We start from the raw sequence: 25,619 nt of genomic DNA on the forward strand, positions 1-25,619 counted from the left end.
GTATAACCAACAAGGGTGAACTGATTAAATCGGCTCACCCTTGTTGGTTATAGTTGAACTTTAATAGTGAGGTTAGCCTCCTGCCATTATCACGGATTGGTTGACCACAAGCCTACCTCTTTTACAAATGCACGTTGCGGAAGCTTTAGGTTATTGATAACCAGAAAAGCCAGATCTTCGGGTTGCAATACCTTTTCTGCATTGCCATCGGTAAAGTTGGCATTGATGGTCATTTCGGTAGCAATAGTGCTTGGGTTTACTGTAGTTACGCGGACATTTGATTTCCTGACCTCCTGCATTAGTGCCTCGGTAAAATTAATGATGGCAGCTTTAGAGGCACCGTAAGCACTCATTTTAGCAGCACCTTTTAATCCGGCGGTCGAGGCCACGTTGATAATATCCCCTTTACCCTGCTGCATTATTAGCGGCAGTACCTCGTGCACCATATAATAAGTACCCAATACATTAATCCGAAACACTTGCTCCCACTCTTCTACCGGTAGCTCCAGAACACTGCCTACTTTTAATACGCCGGCATTATTAACCAGGATATCTACCATTTTTAGTTCATCCGCAAGTTTAGCTACAGCAGTTTTTACGTCGGTCAGGTTGCCTACATCTGCCGTGGCGTAGCTTACTTTAATATCAGCATAATTTTGTTTGATCTCGGCAGCAAGGTTTTCCAAGTCCTGCGCTGTCCGGGCAAGAAGGCCTAAATTTACGCCCTCGGCGGCCAGGGCAACGGCCATCGCCTTGCCCAAACCTTTTCCAGCCCCGGTTATTATTGCTGTTTTTCCTTTTAATGATTCCATGTTTATAATATTGTTTAAACTAAAGTACCTACCGGCTTTAAATGTTTAAAATCAATATAACAAACCTTTACTTAGCTGTAGTTGGTTCTATTATTTAAACTGAGGAGTTACTTAGCCCCGGGAATTTACACTAATACTGCACCGCCATCAACAAGCAATGATTGCCCGGTAGTATAAGTTTGTTTTATTAAATAAACAATAGCTCTTGCAATATCCTCCGCCTCGCCAACTCTTTTAAGTAGTAATGTATTTTCTAAGTGCTGGTAAAAATTATTGCGATCACTTTCATCAAGGTTATTCCACAAGTCAGTTTTAATGATGCCCGCAGCCACGTTATTTACCCGAATAGGTGCAAGTTCTACCGCCATAGCCCTTGTAAAAGCGTTAAGTGTTCCGCACAAAGTAGCACCCAGGCAATAGCCTTTACTTGGTCGTTGCCCAAAGCTTCCGCTCATTAATGTTATTGAGCCATTTTCGCTAATTAATTTTTTACCGTATTTAATAGCGGCAAAGGCTCCCCAAAAACGAATATTAAAAAAATCCTTCGCTTGCTCAGTAACCGTGTCATCTATTATACTCTTTGTAATATTCTCGCCGGCTGTGTATATTAAATGATCAAAGCTACCTACCCGTTCAAAAAAGCTCTTAATTTGTTCTTCCTGGCTTAAATTAACTGCGTAGCCTGTGCAATGATCAGGCAACTGTGTTAAGGCATCATCTATCCTCTTTTGATTACTGGATACAATTATTACGTTAGCTCCGTCATAGGCAGCTGCTTTCGCCGTTGCTAAGCCTAAGCCCGCGCTTCCACCTAAAATAATTACCTTTTTATCTTTTAACTCATTTTGTTTATTTGCATTTTCCATGATACATTGCTTTATTTTGACCACCCAAAATTCTGCAACGTAGTTGAACATACATTTACCAAATGGTAAAAACGTATAGCGCCTTTTACAAATGGCTGGTAGCAGGAAAGGTAATACCGGTTAAACGTTGGCAAGCTTCAATAAATCCATTTTGAACAGCAGGGTTTGCTGCAGCAGGATGAAAAGCTTTACACTTTTGGTGATAAAAATACTTGCCGCTTACCAAAGCTTGCGCACTATTGCTAACCGCTAACCAAACTTGTGTTTTTGGTGCATCAGTTAAACTATCAGGAGCACCGGCGCCGCCCATTTTGGTAGCTACCCAACCAGGCTCTAAGGCATTGGCATATATTGCAGGCTGATACCTCGCTGCAGCAAAAGCCAGCAAAACGTTATGTAGTTTAGTATCAGCGTATGCCTGATAGCCGCTCCATTTTTTGTTATCCCAAGTGAGGTCATCCATAGATGGATTACCCTCGCGATGTAGCCCAGAACTCACATAAATAAGCCGTTGAGGTAAATGTATAAGGCTTGTTAAAATATAAGGCGCTAAACTATTAACTGCAAAAAGAAGTGGCAGACCATCTACCGTGTTGCCCCGACTAACCTCACGATAACCCATACCGGCGTTATGAATTACGGCATCAAAGCTGCCAAGTTTATTAACCTTTTCTGCCAGTTCTATAGTATCCTTAATACTCGACAAATCTCCAGAAAGAACGGTTTCGGCGCCAGGCGCCGCAGATATTGCCTCAGCTGCACGAGCAGCATTGCGACCATGCAAAACAACTTGATGCCCGTCGGCAATTAACAGCTTAGCAGCCATTTGGCCCAAGCCATCTGCTGAACCGGTTATAAAAATACGAGACATATTTTTTCTTATTAATACATCGCAAATCTGCGTTTTAAAATATTTACAGCACTTAACAATTGTTAAATATCAACATAGTTTCCTTCGTATTCGACTAAGTGACTGCTGAGTTATACCCAAATAAGAGGCCACGTCGGCTAACGATACCCGTAAAGCTATATCAGCTTGCTGTGTGAGAAACAGACGGTAACGTGAGCTTGAGTCAAGCCCAAGGTAACTATTTCTAAGCTCTACTTTATCTAACAAGGCCTGCTGAGTAATATAATCAATCAGGTTTTTAAAATAAGGCAAGTTTTCATAAAGTATTAACAGCCTTACTTTACTAATAGCGAGTACTTCCACATCACAGGCTGCTACAATTTCTTCATCAGCATTTGTTTGATTGGTAAAGCTTCTTAGTATAGTGCAAAACTGATTCTCTTTAAGAAAAAAATGAGTTATCTGCTTTCCTTTATCATCAGAAATAATGATTTTTAGTACCCCTTTACAGATAAAGAACATTTCTTTACAGATGTTACCTGATTTAAAAAGAGAATTACCCTCACTGTAAACTCGGCTTTCAAATGCCTCTGTAATAAGAGCCTCATCTTTTTCACTAATATCACTAAAAAGTCGGAGGTACGATACTAAGTGCGTAACCATCATTTTGAAGTTTTTTACTGCTCTGACCGGAATTAGATAAAAAATAAAGAAGCAAATATTGTTGCTACATTTTAAAAAGCAGCAACTTTAGTAAATAAACTTACGAAAAGAAAAATCCGGCGAACGCATTTCGATTTCGTTCCGGCTTGATGCCTGTTGGGCCTCAGTTGCATACACAAACATTTGCTTCTCATAATCGGCTATGGCAGCGGTCAGGGTTTGGAATTTTCCGTTAGTCATGCTCTCTGACAAATTCAGGGCATCTAACAAACCGCTGTTTACACCCTGCCCTGCAAAAGGCGGCATTAAGTGCGCTGCATCACCAATAAGTGTGATGGGTAAAGGCCGGTTATTTTTCCAAGGCAGGCCTAAAGGCAGCTTCTTAGTAGGCAAGCCAACAAAAGAAATAGTGGCCTTTAGCAATTCGTGAAAACGCTGGTCCCAATAAGCAACCCGGTTTAAAAGAAATGAACGAACTTGGTGTGCATCCCGAAAATCTAATCCACCTGCATCTTTCCACTCTTCGGGCCTTTTTAAAATAATACCGTAGGTTAACGCGCCTTGGTTATTAGGGTTAGCTACCAGTAAAGTACCCTGGCTCGATGCCATTAGCCGGTTACCATTACACCACTGGTAAAAGGCAGGACACTGTGTTTGTGGTTCAGGCACATCGCCCTGAATAATTATTGTTCCGGTTTCTTCAATTTCGGTATCAGTAACGTAATGCCTTACTTTGGACATCCCGCCGTTGGCTACAATAACCACATCTGCCCTTTGACTGATTTGATTATCAAAGTTGAGTACCCATTGTTTATGATGCACTTTGATTTTAGTTAATTTGCTATCCCATAACACTGTGCCTTCTGCTAAGCTATTAAGTAACACAGTCCTTAAGTCGTTCCTGTTAATTTCCGGGTTATCGTAGCGGTTTTCAGGTGTAATATTCCTGGTTAATAATACATCTCCTTTTACATCAACGATAGTAATGCCTATAGGTATGGCCGCCGCAAAATACTTGTCCAGCAATCCGGCTGCTTTTAAAGCTTCTTGCCCTGATCCTATATGCAAGTCGAGCGTACCACCCCAAATTCGGGTTTGTGCATCAGTATCCCGTTCGTAAACGTTTACCAACACACCCTTTTGCTGTAATAAACGAGCCATAGTTAAACCAACCGGACCTGCACCAATAATGGCAACTTTTTTATGATGGAGTAGCATAAATGTTATAATTACTTAACTACACAAAGTTGCGCATCATCTTAAGCACAAAATAGCCATATTAGCAACAAAAATAGTCGCAAAAGACTTTACAAGATGACAGCGCAGACAGTACCATTAGTATTACTTGGCCTCGCTAGGGCCATGGGTACAACCTTGCAAAACTACCGGTTAGTTATACCCGAACAGTTTGGCAGGGGCTATTGCTCGGGCTTTGTTTTTAACGAGCATATACGCCTGCTCATTGCCAATTATGAATTATACCAAGACCTACCGTTAGCAAACCCGGATGTTGATGCTGTCAAAAAAACAATATTTTTTAAGTTTCAACATATCTTTCCGGATAAAAAGAAACATATTAGCATACCTCAGCTCCATACCCACCCATCTGTTTTGATCGGTACCAGTCGTATCAATACCGATGAAGTTATTGCTATTCATACCAACACTGCCGTTATCAACATTGAAGTGGATGCTGCCTATTTAAACCACCTGTTTGGGGCAGCGCAAAGGTCGCCGTTATTGCAAAGCCTGTTAAACAATACACAACCTTTGTTATTTGAACAAATTATTTATCCTGCGTTGCAGACTGTTGTAAACAGCATACTATCTGAGCCTATAAACCCAACGTTTGAACTGTTCTTTTTTAAAATTAAAACAGAAGAACTGGTATGCAGGCTTTTAATGGAACTTGAAAAACGGGATGAGCAACCCATTTATGCTTTAAACAATAGTGACATACAAGCCGTTTACCGGGTACGAAAGAAAATACTATACACCCTGGGTTTGCCGCCCTTAATTGGCGAATTAGCTGTTGATGCCGGCATGAGCCCAACTAAATTGAAACGTTTATTTAAGCAGATTTTTGGCGATAGTATTTTTAGTTACTATCAAAACCGCAGGATGCAGGAAGCTGCCCGCTTATTGCGGGAAGAGAAACTATCTGTATCAGAAACCGGCTATCGTCTGGGCTTTACCAACCTCAGCCATTTTTCGAGAGTGTTCGAAGGATATATTGGAATGAAGCCTAAGCGGTATAGCCGGGAGTGATTTTATAGTATGTTAAACCACGGAGACGATACAGGCTCTAAAATACCAAAAAGCCTATCCATATTTGCGATGGCAGGCTTTGAGTAAGATAATTACATAAGCTAACGGTTTACCTATAAACCCCGCAGGCTTGCCAGGCAAGACACTGCGGGGGAAGTAACCGCTACGTTACAGTTCTTTGTCGCCAATTAGTTTGGCATCGCGGGTATTTTTTTGAACGGCAATGGCCGAAAACATGCTTAAGCAAAAGGCCATGGCATAAAAGCCTTTTTCGCTTCGGGCAATGCCGGCATTCCACAAGCCAATAGTTAACAGTACCATAGAGGCAATGGTGGCAAACCAGCTCAGGCCGTAATATAAGTCGGTTACAGCCAACCCTTCCGAGCGGTCGCGCACACTTTTCTGCACGGATATCACAGCAAATAAGCCAAACAGCAGGATTGTAAAATAATAACCTTTTTCATTCAAATTCATATTTGCATTCCATAAACCGATGTTATAGCCAGCCATGCCGGTAAGTAAGGCAAACCAAGAGGCGCCAATAAAGGCTGCGGTAGGTTTAAAAGGATTTTTAACGTTTTCTCCAGTTTTTAACATTGCTGCATTTTCGTTGGTGGTGTGTTGTAGCGGTTCCATTTTTTTTGTTGATTAATATGGAAGCAAAGATGTGATGTAAGACCTGTCGAGAAAACTCAATTTTCGCAAAATACTGACGATATAATTTTTACAAATTATATCTTTACCATCAATAAATCGGCTATATGAACTCATTGTCAGACCTAATTAAATTACTTACTGTTAGCGATAAAAAGCAGTTTAAGCAGTTTTTGCATCAAAAAAACAAAAGGCAGGATGTTAAAAACTTACAGTTATTTAATTTAATAGAAACTGACGATATCGATAGATTGAATAAACTTTATGATAGCAAAAAAAATAAAGACGCTTATCATGCGCTGTGCAAAAGGCTGCAAGACAACCTGCTTATATTTTTATCGCAAAAAACTTTCGAAAACACCAACTCCGATGCTCATGAGGCATTGCGGTTACTGGTGGTGGGGCGGTTTTTGTTAGAAAATGATAATATTAAAATTGCTTTTAAGTGTTTAGATAACGCTGAAAATATAGCCGTACAACTGGAACAGTTTAACTTACTGAATGAACTTTTGCTGCTTAAGTTACAGTATGCCCACCTATCCGGAGCAGAAGATTTAGAAATACTGACTGCCCGTTTTACACGCAACCAGTTGCAGATGCAGCGCGAAGCTAAATTAAACATAGCGTATGCCTTTTTGCGGCAGCAACTACAGCAAATACACTTGAACGGCAAGGTGGTTAACTTAACCGCGCTGATGATAGCCACCATCCGGAAATATAAAATTTCGGTACAGGATCTGATGACTTATAAATCTGTTTACCAAATCCTTTTTATTGCTAACGAATATGCAGCCATACAGCAAAATTATGGATTGATTGAGCGTTATATAAACCGGACAGATCAATTTATACAGAATAAGCCAGGCGATAAGCAGGCTTATCTCTTTTATCATATTTCAATTTTGTATTACCTGGCCAACTTCTATCTCCGGCAAAGGCAATTCACTAAAAGCAGGTCGTATCTCCAAAAAATGGCGGGTTTAATGGAGACAGACCAGCGGTATTACGCGCTGTTTTATTTACGCTATAAGTTACTCCAGGCACTCAACCTGTTTTTTACCGGCTCGGCTGATGATGCCATTTCCATGTTACAAGAGTCACTTTCTAAAATAAAACTGTCGTCTAAACCCGAAGAGGTGGAAGACTTACGCATATGCCTTGCCATGTTTTTAGCCCTATGTAATGATAAAGGCAGCCTGAAGCAGCTTACCTTATTAACACGTACCGATGCCTGGTATGAAAAAAAGATGGGCATGTTATGGACTATCCGTAAAAACCTGATGGAGATGTTAATACAGGCACAGTTTGCCAACATAGACCTGGCTATGTCGCGGCTCAATAGTTTCCGGCGGCGCTATAAAAAGTATTTGCTCAAAACATCAGAAGACCGGGTATTGCAGTTTTTAAAACTGGTTGAAAAGTACTTGCTCCAACCCAATGTAGTATCTGAAACTTCTTACAAAAACGCCGTCCTCAGCTTGTTAACAAAAGAAGGCGATAGTGATATTTTTACACTAAGTTTTATTGCCTGGCTTATTGCACGGTGTGAAAAGCAAACGGCATATGAGGTGGTTTTGACTGTATTGCGTGGAGAGCGAAATAGCTTTTAGATAATTAAACGTCTGCTCAATGTAACACGAAATAATGCGATCGGGAATTCCCGTTTGACAAATAATTGTTCAAAACCAATTAAGAAACCAACTACATAACTGTCTAACCTTAATTTAAGTTCATATTTAAGCTATATAAAAACCCTTTCAAAATTGTAAAAGTTGCCGTTATTTGCATTTCAATTGATATGAACAGGTTCGGAGTTATTTTTAAGGCAGCAGATAAATATTTGCATTTTATTTATTTGTTGTACGCTGTTCCTATGGTGTATTTTATGGCAATTATTGTTCCGCCATATCAATCACCGGATGAACCTAATCACTTCTCCAGAGCTGAGCAAGTGTCAAGATTAGAATGGGTTCCGGCTTACCAAGCTAAGAGAGGACCAACAACTGATACTATTGCTAACGATCCAAAAGTGCTACATCGGAGTACCGGAGGGTTTCGGGTAAGCAAAGGTATAGCAGATACCTATCAGTTTTTCTCAGATATAAATTTCAAGCCTAACGTTAAAACAAGCAACGCTAAATTAGATGCTGCTAAAGCAATCCGTTGGACAAACGATTATCATTATAAAAATTTTGCAAACACGGCAATTTACCCGCCATTGGTTTATATCATGCCCGCTCTTGGTATCAGCGCAGGTAAGCTTCTGCATCTTGGCGTTATTAAAACGCTTTATTTGTCGAGGATTTTAAATGGTATATTTTGCGTAACACTTTCGTTTTTTGCCTTAATGCTGGCAAGGCGAAGCAAAATCCTGTTATTCATTGCTTTGCTGTTCCCCATGACATTGTTCTTGTTCGGTTCGGTCACTCAAGATGCTGTATTAATTAGCTGCTCGTTTCTTTTGGTTGCTATTATAGATCATGTAGAGTCTGGCAATGATAGAGCATATAAACCGTCACTACTGGCGGCGTTGATAATTTTAATGACCATAATTACTGTAGGTAAGCCACCCTACCTCCTACTATCGGGCGCGTTTTTGTTTTTAAAGCTTAACCCTAAACAAAAAGCGGTCACCATTTTAGTCCCTACCTTAATCGGGTTTTGTTGGCTCTGGATGATTCATTCAAACTTTGCTGTCATATTTGCACCGTCCAGCCTTAGGATCAATGCTAAATTGCAAGTTTTACACATTATGCACCACCCCTTTAATTTTTTGGGGCTATTTTTTAAATATGATGGTGGTGGAATCGCATTTTTTTGCCGAATGGTTGTTGGTGTGCTTGGCTGGCTTGACACTTTTTTTTCAAGCAGCTACTATCATATCACTTATGCTATTTTAGCATTAGGCCTATATTGCGGCATTACAAGAAACTTGAAAATAAGTAATCTTAAGTTAAACCTGGCCCTTTTTATAGTGGCACTATTAACTTTGATTGCAATATTAACTGTACAATATATTACCTGGACTGCCTTAGAATCACCCTCACTTGGTGGCATGCAGGGAAGATATTTTTTACCTATTTACCCAATGTTTGCATTAAGCTTATGCATTTCTAAGTACAACGCTAAAATTGATAAATGGCAGATAGTAGCATTCGGGTTGGTACTATTGTTTCCGATACTTACCTTTTTAAACGTAGTTACCTCTATTATCAGCCGCTACTATCTTGTTTAATATGATGCTTGAAATTCCAGCTTAACCTGTATTTCAATAGATTACTCACTTATAATGCAGCTGTTAAATATACAAGATGAATGATTATCAAAGTTTTTAGTGGATTACAGAATTCTATCTGATATACTTCCAACAAATTGTAATTTCAGAATTATCACAATGGTTAACAAAGACGAACTAAAGACATTATCTATAGTAATTCCTGCCTTCAATGAGAGTAAAACTATCAGTTTAATACTTGATAGGATTAGCTCTGTAAAGCTTCCTCGGTTAATAGAAAAGGAAATTATTATTGTAAATGATTGTTCAACAGATAATACAGAAGAGGTTATCCTTAATTACATATCTACCTATCCGTTATTAAATATTGTTTATTGTAAACACAACACAAATCAAGGTAAAGGAGCCGCCCTTCATACCGGTATATTTCGGGCTACAGGTGATTTTGTTATCATTCAGGATGCAGATTTAGAGTATGATCCAAGTGAGTATAACTTATTGCTCAGACCAGTATTGCAAGGCTTTGCTGATGTTGTTTACGGATCCCGGTTTATTGGTGGCAACCCACATCGAATACTTTTCTTCTGGCATACGATAGGGAACCGATTGCTAACCTTATTATGTAATATGTTTTCGAATTTTAACCTTACTGATATGGAAACCTGTTACAAGCTTTTTGAAACTAAGCTATTACAATCTCTTTATCTCAAAGAAAAACGATTTGGATTTGAGCCGGAAGTAACAATTAAAATCTCACGCGTTCCTAAAATCAGGGTTTACGAAGTAGGTATATCCTATTACGGCAGAACTTATGAAGAAGGTAAAAAAATAGGTTGGAAAGATGGCTTTCAAGCAATATACTGCATCTTAAAATACGGAATGTTCAAAGCAAAATAAAAACAGGATCAACCTGTGCTTTAAAACTTTCAGACTATTATCTCTTAAAATGGGTTGCTATTAATGTATAGTAGCCATTTTGTTTTTTAAAGAATGAGTAACATAGGCATCATTTTATATTGCATGTATATCTCTTTAGAAATATCAGTTTAAATCAGTGATTTAGGCTTAACTGATGGCTATCCCCGATCACTATTTTCTAATTACTCATTTTTTAAACTCTTTGCTGGGTTAGCTAAAGCGGCACGAATGGATTGTGTACTTACGGTTACCAACGCGATAGCTAATGATATCATACCTGCCAGTAAAAAGATCCACCATTGTATAGTTATTTTGTAAGCAAAGTCTTGCAGCCATCTATTCATTGCAAACCAGGCAACAGGTATTGATATGATGAACGCGATACATACTAAACGCAACAAGTCAGCAGATAATAAACTGACAATGTTATTTACACTTGCACCCAAAACTTTGCGGATACCAATCTCTTTTATACGCTGACTTGCCGTAAAGGTAACCAACCCAAACAGACCCAAACACGCTATGCTTATAGCCAAGATAGTAAATATCACAAGGATGGTTCCTTGTTTTTGTTCAGTTTGATATTGTGCAGCAAAGTTTTGATCAAGAAAGTAAAATTCAGGCTTATTCTCAATATCAAAGTTCAAATAGATCTTTTTGATGTAGTTTAACGATTCACTTACATTACCTTTAGCTATACGGACATACAAGTTATCTCTATCTTTAGCTTCTGCAGGCAATGTCATCGCCATTGGAGCAATTTTATGTTGTAGCGAATAAGTGTTAAAGTCTTTAACAACGCCAACAATGGTACGCTCTACAACATGGCCCTTCTCATCCACACCTGTACGTACCCTGCGGCCAATCACTTCTTTCCATCCTAGCTCCTTTACCAAGGTTTCGTTTACGATGATTGCATCATTTACATCACTGGTAATGGTTTTAAAAAAATTACGGCCAGCAGCCATATGGATTTGCAATGCCGGAATAAAATCTTCATCAATCTGCAGGTTCTGTATAATTTTAGATTCTGCGGTCGGTTTGCCATCAACGCCGAGATTAAAGTCTCCGCCACCAATATTATTGTTACCTATAGGGTTACCAGCCACGCCTACGGCTTCTATATGCGGATTTTGTAACAAAGCCCGTTTTAATGCATCTACCTTGCCTCGCACATCGCGGTTGTTGATATGGAAAGTAAGCGTTTGCGCTTTGTTAAAGCCCAAGTCTTTTTTATTGAAGTAATTAAGTTGCTGGTAGATAATGCACGAACCAACAATCAACACGATAGTCACTACAAATTGAAACACCACCAGCGATTGGCGAAAAAAGATAGTAGCAAGTTGACTCCCCATCTGCCTTTTCATGGCAGGAATAGTTTTAAATCCCGATAAGAATAAAGCCGGGTAGATGCCACTCAACACACCAATTACAGCCGAAAAGCAGATAAATAAGCCTATCGTTAAATATTTGCCAAATTGGAATAGCGTAAGTATTTTGCCCGACAACTGATTAAAATACGGCAGTATAAATTGAATAAGTATTGCAGCAATAACAGTAGCTATAACGGTGAGCAATATAGATTCGGCAAAAAACATCATCACCAATTGCCCTCTGTCTGAGCCGACAACCTTACGTACGCCAACCTCCTTTATGCGTACAGACGAACGCGCGGTAGTCAAATTTACATAGTTAATAATGGCGACAATCAAAATAAGCAAAGCCGTGATGCTAAACACGTACACGTAGGTAATGTTGCCGTTGGCACCCAGTTCATAACTTAAATTAGAATGCAAGTGTATATCTTTTAATGGCTGAAGCTCTAAAGTAAACTTCATTGTGCCAAGCTCATGTTTAATATATTTATTAAAGAATACCTCGCCCAATGCTTCTATTTTCTTGCTATCGGCGGCGTGCTTTAAAAGTACATAGGTATACAGATCAGCGTTACCCCAGCTATTATTGTACCCTGTAAAATAGTTACCGGGATATGATCGCAGTGCTTTAAACCTTATATGAGAATTTGTAGGTAAATCTGCAATTACGCCGGTTACCAAAGTCGGAGTATCGCCCAGTTGCAACATTTTTCCTACGGCTGACGAAATGTCACCGCCAAAAATGTTTTTAGCTAAGCTTTCTGTTAAAACGATTGAGTTGGGTTTAGCCAGTGCATTAGCTGTATTACCTGATAAAAAATGGTAAGTAAAAATATTGAAGATGCTGTTATCCGAAAACATCATGTTGCCTTCGTTAAGCGTTTTGTTGTTGTACACAATGGTGCTGCCACCTTCGGGATTAATTCGGCAAACATCTGCAACTTGCGGAAAATCTGATTTTAAGGTTGGGGCATAAGGTGGCGATGTAACCGCAATATCAAATTTACCACCCTGCCATTGTCCGTGCTGTACTACACGAAAAACAAGATCAGCTTTTACATTTTGCTTGTCGTAGCTCCACTCATCGATAACGTAAAGTGCTATCAACCCAAATGCTGTGATACCCATTACAAGACCTATGATGTTTATCAGCGAAAACATCCTGTGTTTCAACAAGTTTCTCCAAGCTATCTTTAGGTAATTTTGTATCATGGCAGCGTAGTTTACAATGTAAGCTTAAAATATGCGCCATTTATATAAACTACTAGTTATCAAATATTTACACAATACTTGATAGAACACCCGTTCGCATGCGAAACAGTAGGTGTTCGGTTTTAATACATCCATTAAAAAAGCCAAGATCAAAAGCGCTTTTAATTGATGTGATAAACAAACTGATAAATTTCCCTTAACTGCACCAACATTTGATAAAAGAGTACAAAGGAAACATCACCAGTTCTACCTATTCCGAAAAAATCATTTCTGACGCCTTTCAATCCCGAACTGTTCGGCTAAATGCAACACTCTGTGTTTTTGATAGCTTAAAGGCAGTTTTTGAAGCAAAAAAAAGGCAAACCAAGTAAAAACTCGATTTGCCTTTTATGGTAGCGGGGAGCAGGATCGAACTGCCGACCTTAGGGTTATGAATCCTACGCTCTAACCATCTGAGCTACCCCGCCGTATAAGACTCTTTTTAGTTCTTGTGCTGTGCACTTCCCTAAAAAGGTTTGCAAATATAGGATTATTTACTTTCCTTTAGAAAAAATGTTAATTTTTTGCTGCACCCGCTGCAAACCCATAGTAAACCTGTTATATGTCCGATAAAAAGAAGTTCAACCTGGAGTATGAAGTTAAATCCTCGCCCCGTATTTTGTTTAATTTTTTGAGCGAGGCCAATGGGCTTTCACAATGGTTTGCTGATAAAGTTATCCTGCGCGATCAGGTATATACTTTTACTTGGGATGATGAAGAACAGAAAGCCAAACTTATAGCATCAAAAGAGAATAAATTTGTGCGTTTTCGCTGGCTGGATGATGAGCCGCAATGCTATTTTGAGATGGAAATTTTACAGGACGAGCTTACTAATGATGTGGCCCTTTGTATTACCGACTTTGCTACCGAAGACTCGCTAACCGAGCGTAAGCAAATCTGGGACAACCAAATGGACTACCTGATGAGTGTATTGGGCAGTTAACCCATTGTAAGTCTATTAATAGTCAACCTATTACCTGTATTATTTATTATATACTAAAAGGGCTGCCAGGCCGTTTTGGGGTAATATAAGCTGCCTTTTTGCTAACGGCCGCAATTGCTTAACTTTGCCTAGTGAAAAAAGTACACCTTTTAATTCTTAAGTCGTTTATCAGGCCCTTTGTGGTTACCTTTTTCATTGTGATGTTTGTGCTGCTGATGTTGTTTTTGTTTAAATACATCGACGACCTTATTGGCAAAGGCTTTGAATGGTACATCATTCTCGAACTGATGGCTTATGCCTCCATGACTAACGTAGCCATGGCCCTACCCCTGTCAGTTTTGCTATCGTCTATCATGACTTACGGTAGTTTGGGCGAAAATTACGAGTTGGTGGCCATTAAATCGGCCGGCATATCACTTACCCGGGCTATGTATCCCATGATGGTGGTAGTTACCTTGCTGAGCATTGGCGCATTTATATTTTCTGATTATATGCTGCCCATTGCCAACTTTAAGTATTTCAGTTTACTGTATGATGTGCGGCAGCAAAAAACGGCGTTCCTGATCTCCGAAGGTGTTTTTAACAGCAGCTTTCCGGGTTACTCTATCCGGGTACAAAAAAAGGATAAAGACGGCCAGACACTGCATGGTGTAATGATATATCAAAAGCCGGAAAATTCTAACGAGATGACGGTAACGAAAGCTAAAGAGGCTGCTATGTACCGTACACCTGATGATTTATTTTTGGTACTTAAGCTCAAAGATGGCATTCGTTATGAGGAAAGTGCTCCTCCCGGCAGTTTCAATAGCCGGCAGCGTTTGATGCGCCAACGCTTTGCCAGCTCTGAACAAAAGTTTGATTTAGGTGGCTTTAAGCTGAAGCGTACTGATGCTAATGGCTGGCGTAACACTATCCAAATGATGAATTTGAAGCAGCTTACGCATTTCCAGGATTCATCCATTCGTAAATTAGGCAGCGAAAATAGTACCAACTACAGCTTGGTAACGCCTTACATTAGGTATTTTAGCGTACCTAAAAAGCCATCAGTAAGTTTGGATAGCCTTAAGCCTGTAGCGGCAAAACCTATTAAAGGCATCCCGTTAGAAACCGCTTTAACAAACGCGCTTAATGAAGCCAACTCGGTTCATGAGTCGCTCCGTACCCTGGGCGACCGTTACAAAGAAGAGTCTAAAAACATCCGGAAGTTTTCTATCGAGTATCAAAAAAAGTTCACGTTGTCGGCTGCTTGTTTGGCCTTGTTTTTAGTGGGTGCGCCTTTAGGGGCTATTATCCGTAAAGGGGGTTTGGGGTTGCCGCTGGTGGTATCGGTGATCTTCTTTTTGATATACTATATCATCAGTACCATCGGCGAAAAATCGGTTAAGGAAGGGAGCATGTCACCAGTAGTGGGCATGTGGATGGCTATTGCGGTATTAACACCTATCGGTATCTTTTTATCCTACAAAGCCGCTAATGATTCGGTACTGTTTGATATGGAATCTTACAAACGTTTCTTTAATAAACTACTGAAATACAGAAAAGCCGGAGCAACACAGCCCCCCCGTTGATTTTACAAATAGCAGACGTGTTTGGCTTGTCTAAGCACTAAATTTGCAGCCATCGGAGTCAGATACACCGTAAGACGGTATCATAAAGGCACCGCCATAATTTTTTGACTACCTTAAACACTATGTTAAATACTATACCCGAGGCCATTGAAGCCGTTAAAGAAGGGAAAATAATAATTGTGGTTGATGATGAGGACCGCGAAAACGAAGGCGACTTTTTAGTGGCTGCCCGTTATGCCACTCCCGAAGCCATCAACTTTATGGCACGTCATGGCCGCGGTTTAATTTGTGCGCCTATTACCCGCCAGCGTGCTAAAGAACTGGAGCTTGAACCTATGGTAAACCGCAACACGGCCACACTCGAAACCAGCTTTACGGTATCGGTTGACTTGTTAGGCCACGGCTGTACCACGGGTATTTCGGCATCCGACCGTTCAAAAACTACACTCGCTTTAATTAATCCGGCTACACAACCGGCTGATTTAGGTCGTCCGGGCCACGTTTTTCCGCTGATTGCTAAAGATGGTGGTGTACTGCGCCGTTCGGGCCATACCGAAGCTGCTATTGATTTACCGGTAATGGCAGGTTTAGAACCTGCAGGCGTAATCTGTGAGATTATGCGCGAAGATGGCGAAATGGCCCGTTTGCCCGAACTGCTGGTAATGGCTAAAGAGTTTGATATGGTTATTGTATCTATCAAAGATCTTATTGCTTACCGCCTGAGCAGCGAAACTTTGATTGATCGTGAGGTGGCGGTGAAAATGCCAACACAATGGGGCGATTTTGATATGATTGCTTATACTCAGCGTGACTCGGGCGAACATCATTTAGCTTTGGTAAAAGGCACCTGGGAGCCCGGCGAACCGATATTGGTACGGGTACACAGCTCATGCGTAACCGGTGATATATTTGGCTCATGCCGCTGCGACTGTGGCCCGCAATTGCATAAGGCCATGGAAATGGTAAACCAGGAAGGTAAAGGTGTAATTGTATACATGAACCAGGAAGGCCGCGGTATAGGACTAATTAATAAATTGAAAGCATACCAGTTACAAGAAAGCGGACTGGATACAGTAGAAGCTAACCTGCAGCTCGGCTTTAAAATGGACCAGCGCGACTATGGTGTGGGTGCGCAAATTATCCGCGATTTAGGTATCAGCAAAATGCGTTTAATTAGCAACAATCCTAAAAAGCGTGCAGGTTTAATTGGCTATGGATTGGAAGTAGTTGAAACCCTACCTGTAGAAATATCTCCTAACCCTCATAACGAAAACTACCTGCGCACTAAGCGCGATAAAATGGACCATACCATTTTAAGGAACCACTAATTGTATAAGAGTCTAATACTCCTGTCAGATATGTAAAAGCAAAAGCCACACTGTTTATCAGTAGTGGCTTTTGCTTTTACAGGTCATCATCATAAGCTATTCTTCGTCCTGTTCATCATCTATGGATGCCGGAGCAGTTGGAGTAGGTGTTACGGCAGTAGTTGACGTGCGCCCCCTTCTGAACAGATTACGCCAGAATTCTCTGAAACTTTCAAAATCTCTTTGATAAATTAAGCCCAAACCGTTTACATACTGCGGACGATAATCTGCCGAGATGGCGTTAATAGTAGTGGTATTTAAAGTGCGGTAAGAGTACCTTGCCCGTAACTGCCCATCCGGCCTTATTAAGTATTCCGCATTAAAGTCGGTTGTCAGTTTCCTGAAATCGGAGTTGAACAAGTTAGCTGAGTTGTTACTAAACAAGTCATTACTTCCGTTGGCATTGTACAAACTACCATTCAACACTACCCTTTCTTTAAACAAGCGTAATGATGCACTGGCATCACTCTGCGACCTGATGTTTAAATCCAAGCTTTTGAAGTTGGTTGACTGGGCGATGTAACTATTCAGCTTATTAAATACAAACTCGCTGGCTGCCGAGGTGGCTGTACCTAATACCTGCTCGTTAATATTGGTACCCGTACCCGGTGCAAATTGCCGCCTTACAATTAAACTTAAGGCCTGTTGGTTACGGTTGTTGATGTCTGACAGATAAGCACCCATATCATCCTTAATAGAAGGATTGAGCGGGAACGTAAAATCAAAGCTGATAATAGGCTGCAGCAGTGTATGGGTTAAGTTAAGCTGTGCCTGTACCAGCTCCTGCCTGGTACCCTGCGGTGATTGTAAACCTGCCGCCTGGTATAAGTTGGCAATATTGGCCCGCAACTCGTAAGTAGCTTTTAAATTAATTTCAGCGTTTGACGGGCTGCCCGTCCAGCGCAACGTACCTCCTTCATTAACCTGGAAGTTTTTGCTGATAAAGTTTTTAGCAGTAAACTCAAACTTACCCGACGAAATCAGGAAGTCACCTCTCATCTCGAAATCGCCCAAGCTGTTAATATTTAACTTTAGGCCGTTAGCAACCCCACGCCCTTCCAGTAAACCTAAGTCGGTGGTAATTCGAACTAAGGTTTTTTCATCGGCCGATAAATCAAAGTTTAGGGTAACCCCTTTAAATGCGTTAGTATTGCTGATGATTTTGGTAGAGTCGGTATGGCTCACAAACCTGATAAAATCGTACTCACCTGCAGTAGACGATGTATTTAACGGAATGTTGAATACTGTACCATCTTCTGTTTTGGCTTTGATATCAATATTCATGTTATCAACAGGCCCAGTAAAACTGAAGCGTCCGGTGCCAAATGCCGTACCATAATACAAGCGGTTATCCCTAAACGTTGTATTCAGCGCCATCAACTTAGTGGCTTGCACGTTGATATCCAATAGTGGCGTGGCAAAGTCTGACAGGTCAATTGTACCATTAGCCAATGCCTTACCACCACGAGGGTCAGTGATTACCATATCATCAATTTTGATGATACTATTGGCCACCGTAAGCTTATCATTAATAGTATAAGGCACCTTCAAATAATCAACCGTTAAACCTGTATTGCTAAGTGTAATAGAACCGTTGAGTTGCGGTTTGGACGGAGCCCCTGTAAGCTTCATATCCGCCGAGATGGTTCCCTTCAGGTTAGATACCAGCGTTTTAACAAAGGGCTGAAAGATGATGGCCTCGGTTTGGTCCATACGCACATCAAAGTCCAGGTTATCACCGGTTTCTTTATTCAAATAATAAGCGCCGGCAATATTGAGGGTCTCAAGTCCGCGGTTTAAAATGTTAAGCTTTACATTGGCGCGACTGCGCTCATTGTCCAGGTCTGATTTAATTTTCACATCGCCAACCAGCGTCTGGTTCATCGTTAGCGAATCTACTCTCAGGTCTGCATCCACACCCGGCGCTTTAAGTACCGAGGTAAGCGTTACATTACCATCTAATGAGCCATGCAATAATATACCGGCCGATTTGGTGAGCTGGTTAAGGGTAGCCATGCTGAATTTTTCAAACTCTACCTGCAATTTATCTTCGCTGTTGTTAGATACAAAGCCGTTAATGTGCACCTGTTGCTCCCCGTTGGTAAGCTCAAAGTTTTGTATCTGCGTTTTTCCGTTTTGCACTTTAATGCGTACTTGCTCCGTGAGTCGCCATTTCTGTCGCTCCAGCACTACCTCTGATGGCAGAAGTTTAAGCTTGGCCGTGGTATCGCGCCCAAACTCTACCAGTCCGTACAAGTCTAACTGGTTGGTTGCATTTTTATCAGATAGTTTAACGTTGAAGTTCAGGCTATCGTTTCGCAAAAAGTTGGTAATGTTGATATCCTTGATAAACAGGCTGTCGGTCAAATCAACCTTGCTTAAGGATAAGTTGAGATTGAGCATGCTATCGGCCGTGCTTTCATCCACAATAAAATCATGAAATACAATTTTACCGTATTTCATTGTTCGCACCAAACCACTTAAGGTGGCTGTTTTATCGGCCGAATTAAAGTGGCCTACAAAGGTACCGCCTTCAGGTATTTTTAAATCGGGCATAAACATCAGCAACAGCGGATCGAGGTTTTTAAGCTCCAGCCTAAAATCAAAGTTTTGCGGTTTAGGCTTAACTATAGAAGTTTGCAGTGATGGTATATACTTTTTAGCGATAGACTTATAATAGGATGGCAACGTAGCCAGGTCAAAACTTCCGCGGATGTTGCCATTAGCCAAGTCAGATTGTAACCCAATGGTACGATTGCTGCCAAAACCGATAGCAGTCAGCTTTAACGAATCAACCACATAGTTATCTTTTGGTGTAACTACACGGGTAGGCTGCAAGCTTACGTAACCTTGCAAGTTGGATAAATCGTTGCCGGTAAAATTAGTAGTAAGGTTTGTACTAAGGGTAATGGTATCTTTAACCAACTTAAGCTTGTTTAGCCGGGCATTGCTAATGGCGGCCGTAATTTGATATTGAGGCAGCTTACTGTTTAAATCAACATTACCATTTAGGTTGAGCTTAACATTACGATCGGCTATGTTAATTTTAGCTTTAGCCACCTTACGGACAAAGCTGCCATTTAAACTCAGGTTTTGATACTTGTAGCCTTTAAAGTCTAAATACCTGAGCTTTGCCTTTACATTAGCGGCCAAATTATTTAACGCATCACCACTGCCTTTTACCTCGGCGGTTAATGAGGTACGGCCCAGCAATTTATTATCCAGCAAAGCAGCTAGGTTAAAATTCGTAGCGGTTATTTTGCCCTGATAGGCAGGTACACCTTTGGCATTAAATTGCAGGTTTACGTTCGGATCTATACGCCCCATAAGCGTTTTTAAAACGCCATTGATATAAAAATCTTTAGGCGTACCTTTAAACTGACCGCTGTAATTAATATTACCAAATTTGGTTAGCATGTCAGGCACATGCCGGTTGGGTATACCGGTAAACCTGCTGTATAAATTATCCAGGTCGCGCTTATTGGTAGCCAGTTGGTTAAAGTTTAAAACCATGTAGGTTTTATCAATATCAGGCAAGCCTTTTAAGGTAAAGTTGCCTTTTACATAAGTAGCCTGCCCGGTAGCCACCGTTAAGTTTTGCGCTTTGATGTTGTTAACCAGGCCACTGGCCCGCCCGTTAAGATCAAACTCAAAATTGGTTTTGCCCAACGAACTGGTAAAGTAAGTAATATCCTGTGATGACAGATGCGAGCTTTTAACGTCTGCATCCATGTGTACCTTGTTGTTAAAATCGCTGAAATCACTGAACGATTTAAACCGCATCCGGAAATAATCTTTCAGATTTGAATTGGGTGTTACCAGCACCAGGTTTTGCAGCCTGATCTGGTTAGTATCAACCGTGGCATTAACTGTTAATTGTTTAACCGTAAATCCGCTTTTTTCGTGCAGGGTAAGGTTTTGCAAATGTCCTTTAAACAAATGGTTTCTTAAATCCATCCCTGTAAGCACGGTCGAAAAACGGCTTATGTCCAGGTCATTAAAGTTTACCTGGTTTTTGGTTGCCGAATCAATCAGCGCGTTTTTATACTTGAAACGAAAGTTATTAACCGCTATGCGATCAAATTTCAGGGTCCAGGGTTTGCTGGCTTTTTTAGTGGTATCGGCAGGTTTGTTAAAGTAGTCAATAATAAACTGTAGGTTGGTGGTGCTGTCTTTCTGCTTTTTCAGATATACCGAACCGTTATCTAACTGGATATCTTTAAAATTGATGTCGCGCTCTTTCAGGCTATTAAATATCGAAAACTGCGAAAGTTGCACCGTTAGTCTGGGCGTACGCAGCAGTGTGTCTTTTTGCTTATCCAGCACATATAAATCTTCGAGCACTACCGACGAGAATGGCTTGATGTACAAACTCTTGATATCGATTTTAGTATGCAGCTCGTTAGAAAGGTATTTGGCGGCTTTGCGTGCGGCCCAGGTTTGCACCGGCTTGTACTGAAAAAGTAATAACATTGTACTGACAATCAGCAGCACAATGAGTACCAGGATAAGCGCTATTTTGAGTATTTTTTTAATAATTTTGACCTTTAAAAATATCCATATCCAGTGCCCGTAATATTAGGAATTGAATCTTCATGTGATGAAACTTCGGCGGCGGTGTACGCAGATGGTGTTATGTTGAGTAACATCATCGCTAACCAAACCATACACGAAGCCTACGGCGGTGTTGTGCCCGAACTGGCTTCGCGCGTTCATCAGCAAAATATCATTCCGGCTGTTCAACAAGCAATACTTAACGCAAAAGTAAGCAAAAATGATATTGATGCAGTAGCTTTTACGCGCGGACCGGGCCTTTTAGGCTCACTTTTAGTAGGGGTGTCTTTTGCCAAGGCTTTTGCCTTAGCTAAAAACATTCCGCTCATTGAGGTTAACCACATGCAGGCGCATATCCTGGCTCATTTTATTGAAGAACCGAAGCCATCGTTTCCGTTTCTATGTCTAACCGTTTCGGGCGGGCACACGCAGATTGTACTGGTGAAAGATTATTTTGACATGGAAGTTATTGGCCATACCCAGGATGATGCCGCGGGTGAGGCAATGGATAAAACCAGTAAAATATTAGGCCTACCTTACCCCGGCGGTCCCCTGATTGATAAATATGCACGTTTAGGTAACCCGGATGCGTTTCAGTTTCCGGAGCCACAAATACCCGGTTACAACTTTAGCTTTAGCGGCTTAAAAACGGCTATCTTATACTTTATTCAAAATAACGAAGCTAAGGATCCTAACTTTGTTAAAAACAACCTGGCCGATATTTGCGCCTCGGTTGAAAAACGCATTGCCACTATTCTGCTTAAAAAACTCAGCAAAGCAGCGCAAGCTTACGGCATTAAAGATATTGCACTGGCAGGCGGTGTATCTGCCAATACGGGCTTGCGGCAAGGCCTGCTTGACCTGGGTGCCAAACACCAGTGGAACACCTTTGTGCCCCGTATGGCTTATTGTACCGACAATGCAGCAATGATTGCCATTGCCGGCTATTATAAATATCTAAAAGGCGACTTTACCGACCAGCATGTGGCCCCACTGGCCCGCATGCCATTTTAAAATATAAATATGAGTATCCCCTCTTTAATTTTTTGGTTAATTTTTGTTATTCCGCTGGTGGCTTTACTAATTTGGGTAATGCGCCAGGACAAGCGCAAAGGTGCTACCGGATTAATTGTACTGATATTAACCGTGGTGATTGCTATTGTTTACATGTATTTACGTACCGGTGGTAAGTAAGGCGTTTATACTTCAAATAATCAGTGACATTCGGGATGCTGCTGTTGAGGGTTAACTTACTAAAGATTATCCTTTCTATAAATCTTTAGTTAAACTTGTGTACTCATAAACTAAAGTTGTAATGAAGTATCTGCTCGCTTTTTTATCGGTATTGCAGTTAAGTGCCTTTGCCCAAAACAAAGCCGGACTTACCAATCAACCCGATACCTCTTTTAGCAACTACAGCGCATATTTAAACGCCAAAAAGAAATATCCGGAGATTCGCTTAGTTAAAGACAGTGTTCTGCCTTCGATACAGGATGAACGCAACATTACCTATCGCACTGTGGGCAATACATCTTTGCAGATAGACGTTTTCAGGCCTAAAAAAATAAAAGGCAAACGCCCGGCAATCATTATTATTCATGGTGGCGGATGGCGTTCGGGCAATCGCACTCAGCATTACCCGCTGGCCGAACGACTGGCCGAGAAAGGCTTTGTTTGTTTTACACCTGCCTACCGCCTGTCTACCGAGGCCCTCTACCCTGCAGCTGTGTTAGATTTAAAAGAAGCTATACGTTGGGTACGCGCTAAAGCCGGTAAATACCATGTAGACACAACGCAAATTGCTGTGCTTGGATTTTCGGCAGGCGGACAGTTAGCCACATTGCTGGGCACAACCGGCAACAATCCCATTTTTACCGACCCTCAGTCTCAATTAAAAAAATATAGCACCAAGGTTAATGCCATTGTTGATATTGATGGAACGCTGGCTTTTATACATCCCGAATCGGGCGAGGGCGATGACAGCAAATCTACATCAGCAGCCACCTACTGGTTTGGCTACAACAAAACCGAAAAGCCTGACCTCTGGCGACAGGCGGCGGCCCTTACCTATGCCGGGCCTCAAACCCCGCCTACATTATTCATCAATAGTGCTGTAGACCGTATGCATGCAGGCCGTACTGATTATATTAATGATTTAAAACAAGGTAACGTTTATACGGAGGTACGTGCCTTTCCTGACACACCGCATACTTTTTGCCTGTTCGAACCCTGGTTTACGCCGACAGTAAATTACATTACAGGCTTTTTAGATAAAATATTTCCGCATAACAAAAACGACCGCTCTGAATAGAACGGTCGTTTTCAATATATCCAATACCTTAAATTAGTAAAATTTTGGCGGCGGGTTTAGTTGTGGATTTTGGCGTTGGTGCCAATACGGGTAAATCAAATCCCGGTCGCTGGCAGCATCCAGCTTTTTAACCTGATCGGTAGTTAAGTTCCAGCCTATAGCGCCTAAGTTTTGTTTAAGCTGCTCCTCATCGCGGGCACCAATAATGATGTTGGCTACCGTTGGGCGCTGCAATAACCAATTAAGGGCAATTTGCGGAACGGTTTTACCGGTTTCTTCGGCAACTTCATCCAGCGCATCAACAATTTTATACAACAACTCAAAATTGGTAGCCGGTCCGTGTGAGCCACCCTGGCTGATGCGGTTGTTTTCGGGCACGGGCTGACTGCGGCGAAATTTACCGCCTAACCTTCCGGACGACAATGGGCTCCATACAATGGTGCTTACTTTTTGATCGATACCTAACGGCATCAGTTCCCATTCAAACTCGCGGTCGAGTAGAGAATAATAAGCCTGATGTGCTACGTAGCGAGCCCAGCCATAACGCTCAGAAACCGACAACGACTTCATTAAATGCCAGCCCGAAAAATTAGAGCAGGCAATATAGCGTATCTTACCGGCGGTAATTAAATCATCCAGCGTTTTCAGCGTTTCTTCAACAGGGGTATTACCATCAAAGCCGTGCAGGTGATAAATGTCTATATAATCTGTTTTTAAACGGCGCAGGCTGTCCTCACATTGTTTAATGAGATGCGAGCGCGATGAGCCAAAATCATTAGGCCCGTTGCCCATCGGGAAAGTAGCCTTGGTAGATAGGATTGTTTGGTGACGGATGCCCTCAATGGCCTGCCCTAATATTTCTTCGGAGGCACCACCGGAATAAATGTTAGCCGTGTCGAAAAAGTTGACGCCGGCATCCATACAAAGATTAATCAAGCGTTTGGCTTCATCAACCTGCGTATTGCCCCAGGCCTTAAAAAACTCGTTGCCACCACCAAAGGTAGCCGTACCAAAACTGAGCACCGGCACAAATAATCCGGATGCTCCTAACTGTCTGTGTTCCATTATTGCTATAAGAATTTACAGGTTTAATTCCACTTACTTACCTTGCTCTTCTTTCGGAAAATCAGCCCCAACGGTAGTTTCTTCCCAAGCATCAAAATCTTTTTTCAAAACGTCCAGTTTGTTACGGGCACCTTTTAAGGCTGCCTCGCCCAACAGTAAGCGTAATGGCGGATTGTCGGACTCTACTGCTTTAATCATGGCTTTAGCAGCACGTACCGGGTCGCCGGGCTGGTTGCCGCTGTAGCCACGGATGTTATCTTTGTTAGCACCAGCAGTTTCTTTGTAATCATCAATCACAATTTTGCTATTATTAGCCGACCGGCCTGCCCAATCGGTACGGAAACCGCTCGGCGCAATTACCGTTACTTTAATACCTAACGGCGCTACTTCTTTAGCTAAAGACTCCGAAAAACCATCGACAGCAAATTTAGTAGCGTTGTAAAAACCAACAGCCGGAAAACCTACCAAACCGCCGATAGATGCTATATTTAAGATATGTCCGCTGCGCTGCTTGCGTAAAACAGGCAGTACGGCTTTGGTTACATTAGCCAACCCGAAAAAGTTAATTTCGAACATGCGTCGCACTTCCTCTTCTTCGCTTTCTTCGATAGCACCGAAATAACCAATACCGGCATTATTTACCAGCACATCAATTTGTCCAAATCTATTTTGTATCAGCTCAACCGCAGCCGAAATTTCATCAGCTTTAGTCACATCCAGCTTTACGGCAATTGCATTATCCGGATACGCATCTACAATATCTTTTACGTCGTCTGTATTTCTTGAAGCTATTGCGGCACGATAACCTTGAGCTAAAACTTCTTTAGCCAGTTCGCGGCCAAAGCCGGTTGAGCAACCGGTGATAAACCATACTTTACTCATAGTAGTTGTTGTTTAATTTAACGTTTGTGTCAAAGT

General features: G+C 41.4%; 20 protein-coding genes and 1 tRNA gene. 10 read left to right on the forward strand and 11 right to left on the reverse strand.

Annotated features, from left to right (window positions below; all coding sequences use genetic code 11):
• Window positions 1-89 precede the first annotated feature (89 nt).
• The 5 genes from AAGR14_RS19725 to AAGR14_RS19745 form a co-directional block, all read right to left on the reverse strand.
• Window positions 90-812 (reverse strand): 3-ketoacyl-ACP reductase, encoded by a 723-nt coding sequence (locus AAGR14_RS19725; RefSeq protein ID WP_342645960.1) that lies wholly within the window; start codon window positions 810-812, stop codon window positions 90-92.
• A 125-nt stretch (window positions 813-937) separates the two neighbouring features.
• A complete protein-coding gene (locus AAGR14_RS19730; protein WP_342645961.1) occupies window positions 938-1,678 on the reverse strand; it encodes an SDR family oxidoreductase in 741 nt (246 codons plus the stop codon).
• A gap of 85 nt (window positions 1,679-1,763) precedes the next feature.
• Window positions 1,764-2,549 carry an SDR family NAD(P)-dependent oxidoreductase gene (locus AAGR14_RS19735; RefSeq protein WP_342645962.1) on the reverse strand — a complete coding sequence of 262 codons (786 nt, stop codon included), beginning with the start codon at window positions 2,547-2,549 and terminating at the stop codon, window positions 1,764-1,766.
• Between the two features lie 69 nt (window positions 2,550-2,618).
• Window positions 2,619-3,194 (reverse strand): Crp/Fnr family transcriptional regulator, encoded by a 576-nt coding sequence (locus AAGR14_RS19740; protein WP_342645963.1) that lies wholly within the window; start codon window positions 3,192-3,194, stop codon window positions 2,619-2,621.
• A gap of 84 nt (window positions 3,195-3,278) precedes the next feature.
• Window positions 3,279-4,409, reverse strand: a complete 1,131-nt coding sequence (locus tag AAGR14_RS19745; protein ID WP_342645964.1) for an NAD(P)/FAD-dependent oxidoreductase — start codon at window positions 4,407-4,409, stop codon at window positions 3,279-3,281.
• Between the two features lie 96 nt (window positions 4,410-4,505).
• Between AAGR14_RS19745 and AAGR14_RS19750 the strand changes: the two genes are divergently transcribed.
• Entirely contained in the window at window positions 4,506-5,459 is a 954-nt protein-coding gene (locus AAGR14_RS19750) for an AraC family transcriptional regulator (RefSeq protein ID WP_342645965.1), read from the forward strand.
• Window positions 5,460-5,627: 168 nt separating this feature from the next.
• Here the strand turns inward: AAGR14_RS19750 and yiaA are convergent, their stop codons facing one another.
• A complete protein-coding gene (yiaA, locus tag AAGR14_RS19755) occupies window positions 5,628-6,095 on the reverse strand; it encodes an inner membrane protein YiaA (RefSeq protein ID WP_342645966.1) in 468 nt (155 codons plus the stop codon).
• Between the two features lie 125 nt (window positions 6,096-6,220).
• Here yiaA and AAGR14_RS19760 point away from each other — a divergent pair, with 125 nt between their 5' ends.
• The 3 genes from AAGR14_RS19760 to AAGR14_RS19770 all read left to right on the forward strand — a co-directional run bounded on the left by AAGR14_RS19760 (window position 6,221) and on the right by AAGR14_RS19770 (window position 10,245).
• On the forward strand, window positions 6,221-7,723 hold the full coding sequence (locus tag AAGR14_RS19760; protein WP_342645967.1) for a hypothetical protein: 1,503 nt from the start codon (window positions 6,221-6,223) through the stop codon (window positions 7,721-7,723).
• Between the two features lie 188 nt (window positions 7,724-7,911).
• The gene (locus AAGR14_RS19765) at window positions 7,912-9,348 is read left to right on the forward strand and encodes a DUF2142 domain-containing protein (protein ID WP_342645968.1); all 1,437 of its coding nucleotides are present in this window, start codon (window positions 7,912-7,914) and stop codon (window positions 9,346-9,348) included.
• A gap of 159 nt (window positions 9,349-9,507) precedes the next feature.
• Window positions 9,508-10,245, forward strand: coding sequence for a glycosyltransferase family 2 protein (locus tag AAGR14_RS19770; RefSeq protein WP_342645969.1), 738 nt, complete (start codon window positions 9,508-9,510; stop codon window positions 10,243-10,245).
• Between the two features lie 203 nt (window positions 10,246-10,448).
• Here the strand turns inward: AAGR14_RS19770 and AAGR14_RS19775 are convergent, their stop codons facing one another.
• Window positions 10,449-12,770, reverse strand: a complete 2,322-nt coding sequence (locus AAGR14_RS19775) for an FtsX-like permease family protein (RefSeq protein ID WP_342645970.1) — start codon at window positions 12,768-12,770, stop codon at window positions 10,449-10,451.
• A 474-nt stretch (window positions 12,771-13,244) separates the two neighbouring features.
• Window positions 13,245-13,321 (reverse strand) — tRNA-Met (locus AAGR14_RS19780).
• 134 nt (window positions 13,322-13,455) lie between these two features.
• Between AAGR14_RS19780 and AAGR14_RS19785 the strand changes: the two genes are divergently transcribed.
• The 3 genes from AAGR14_RS19785 (at window position 13,456) to AAGR14_RS19795 (ending at window position 16,732) form a co-directional block, all read left to right on the forward strand.
• Window positions 13,456-13,836 carry an START-like domain-containing protein gene (locus AAGR14_RS19785; RefSeq protein WP_342645971.1) on the forward strand — a complete coding sequence of 127 codons (381 nt, stop codon included), beginning with the start codon at window positions 13,456-13,458 and terminating at the stop codon, window positions 13,834-13,836.
• 131 nt (window positions 13,837-13,967) lie between these two features.
• A complete protein-coding gene (locus tag AAGR14_RS19790) occupies window positions 13,968-15,404 on the forward strand; it encodes an LptF/LptG family permease (protein ID WP_342645972.1) in 1,437 nt (478 codons plus the stop codon).
• A gap of 122 nt (window positions 15,405-15,526) precedes the next feature.
• The gene (locus AAGR14_RS19795) at window positions 15,527-16,732 is read left to right on the forward strand and encodes a bifunctional 3,4-dihydroxy-2-butanone-4-phosphate synthase/GTP cyclohydrolase II (protein ID WP_342645973.1); all 1,206 of its coding nucleotides are present in this window, start codon (window positions 15,527-15,529) and stop codon (window positions 16,730-16,732) included.
• A gap of 96 nt (window positions 16,733-16,828) precedes the next feature.
• On the opposite strand, the gene AAGR14_RS19800 is transcribed toward AAGR14_RS19795, so the two are convergent.
• Complete coding sequence (locus tag AAGR14_RS19800) at window positions 16,829-21,244, reverse strand: translocation/assembly module TamB domain-containing protein (protein ID WP_342645974.1); 4,416 nt, start codon at window positions 21,242-21,244, stop codon at window positions 16,829-16,831.
• 93 nt (window positions 21,245-21,337) lie between these two features.
• On the opposite strand from AAGR14_RS19800, the gene tsaD reads away from it, so the two are divergent.
• From tsaD to AAGR14_RS19815, 3 genes are all read left to right on the forward strand, one after another.
• Window positions 21,338-22,339 (forward strand): tRNA (adenosine(37)-N6)-threonylcarbamoyltransferase complex transferase subunit TsaD, encoded by a 1,002-nt coding sequence (gene tsaD / locus AAGR14_RS19805; RefSeq protein WP_342645975.1) that lies wholly within the window; start codon window positions 21,338-21,340, stop codon window positions 22,337-22,339.
• A 9-nt stretch (window positions 22,340-22,348) separates the two neighbouring features.
• Window positions 22,349-22,519 (forward strand): hypothetical protein, encoded by a 171-nt coding sequence (locus AAGR14_RS19810; protein WP_342645976.1) that lies wholly within the window; start codon window positions 22,349-22,351, stop codon window positions 22,517-22,519.
• A 121-nt stretch (window positions 22,520-22,640) separates the two neighbouring features.
• A complete protein-coding gene (locus AAGR14_RS19815; protein WP_342645977.1) occupies window positions 22,641-23,636 on the forward strand; it encodes an alpha/beta hydrolase in 996 nt (331 codons plus the stop codon).
• Window positions 23,637-23,669: 33 nt separating this feature from the next.
• Here the strand turns inward: AAGR14_RS19815 and AAGR14_RS19820 are convergent, their stop codons facing one another.
• A complete protein-coding gene (locus AAGR14_RS19820; protein WP_342645978.1) occupies window positions 23,670-24,701 on the reverse strand; it encodes an aldo/keto reductase in 1,032 nt (343 codons plus the stop codon).
• A gap of 33 nt (window positions 24,702-24,734) precedes the next feature.
• The gene (locus AAGR14_RS19825) at window positions 24,735-25,583 is read right to left on the reverse strand and encodes an oxidoreductase (RefSeq protein WP_342645979.1); all 849 of its coding nucleotides are present in this window, start codon (window positions 25,581-25,583) and stop codon (window positions 24,735-24,737) included.
• Between the last annotated feature and the right edge of the window lie 36 nt (window positions 25,584-25,619).

This window comes from Mucilaginibacter sp. CSA2-8R (assembly GCF_038806765.1).
In the GTDB taxonomy this organism is placed as follows: domain Bacteria; phylum Bacteroidota; class Bacteroidia; order Sphingobacteriales; family Sphingobacteriaceae; genus Mucilaginibacter.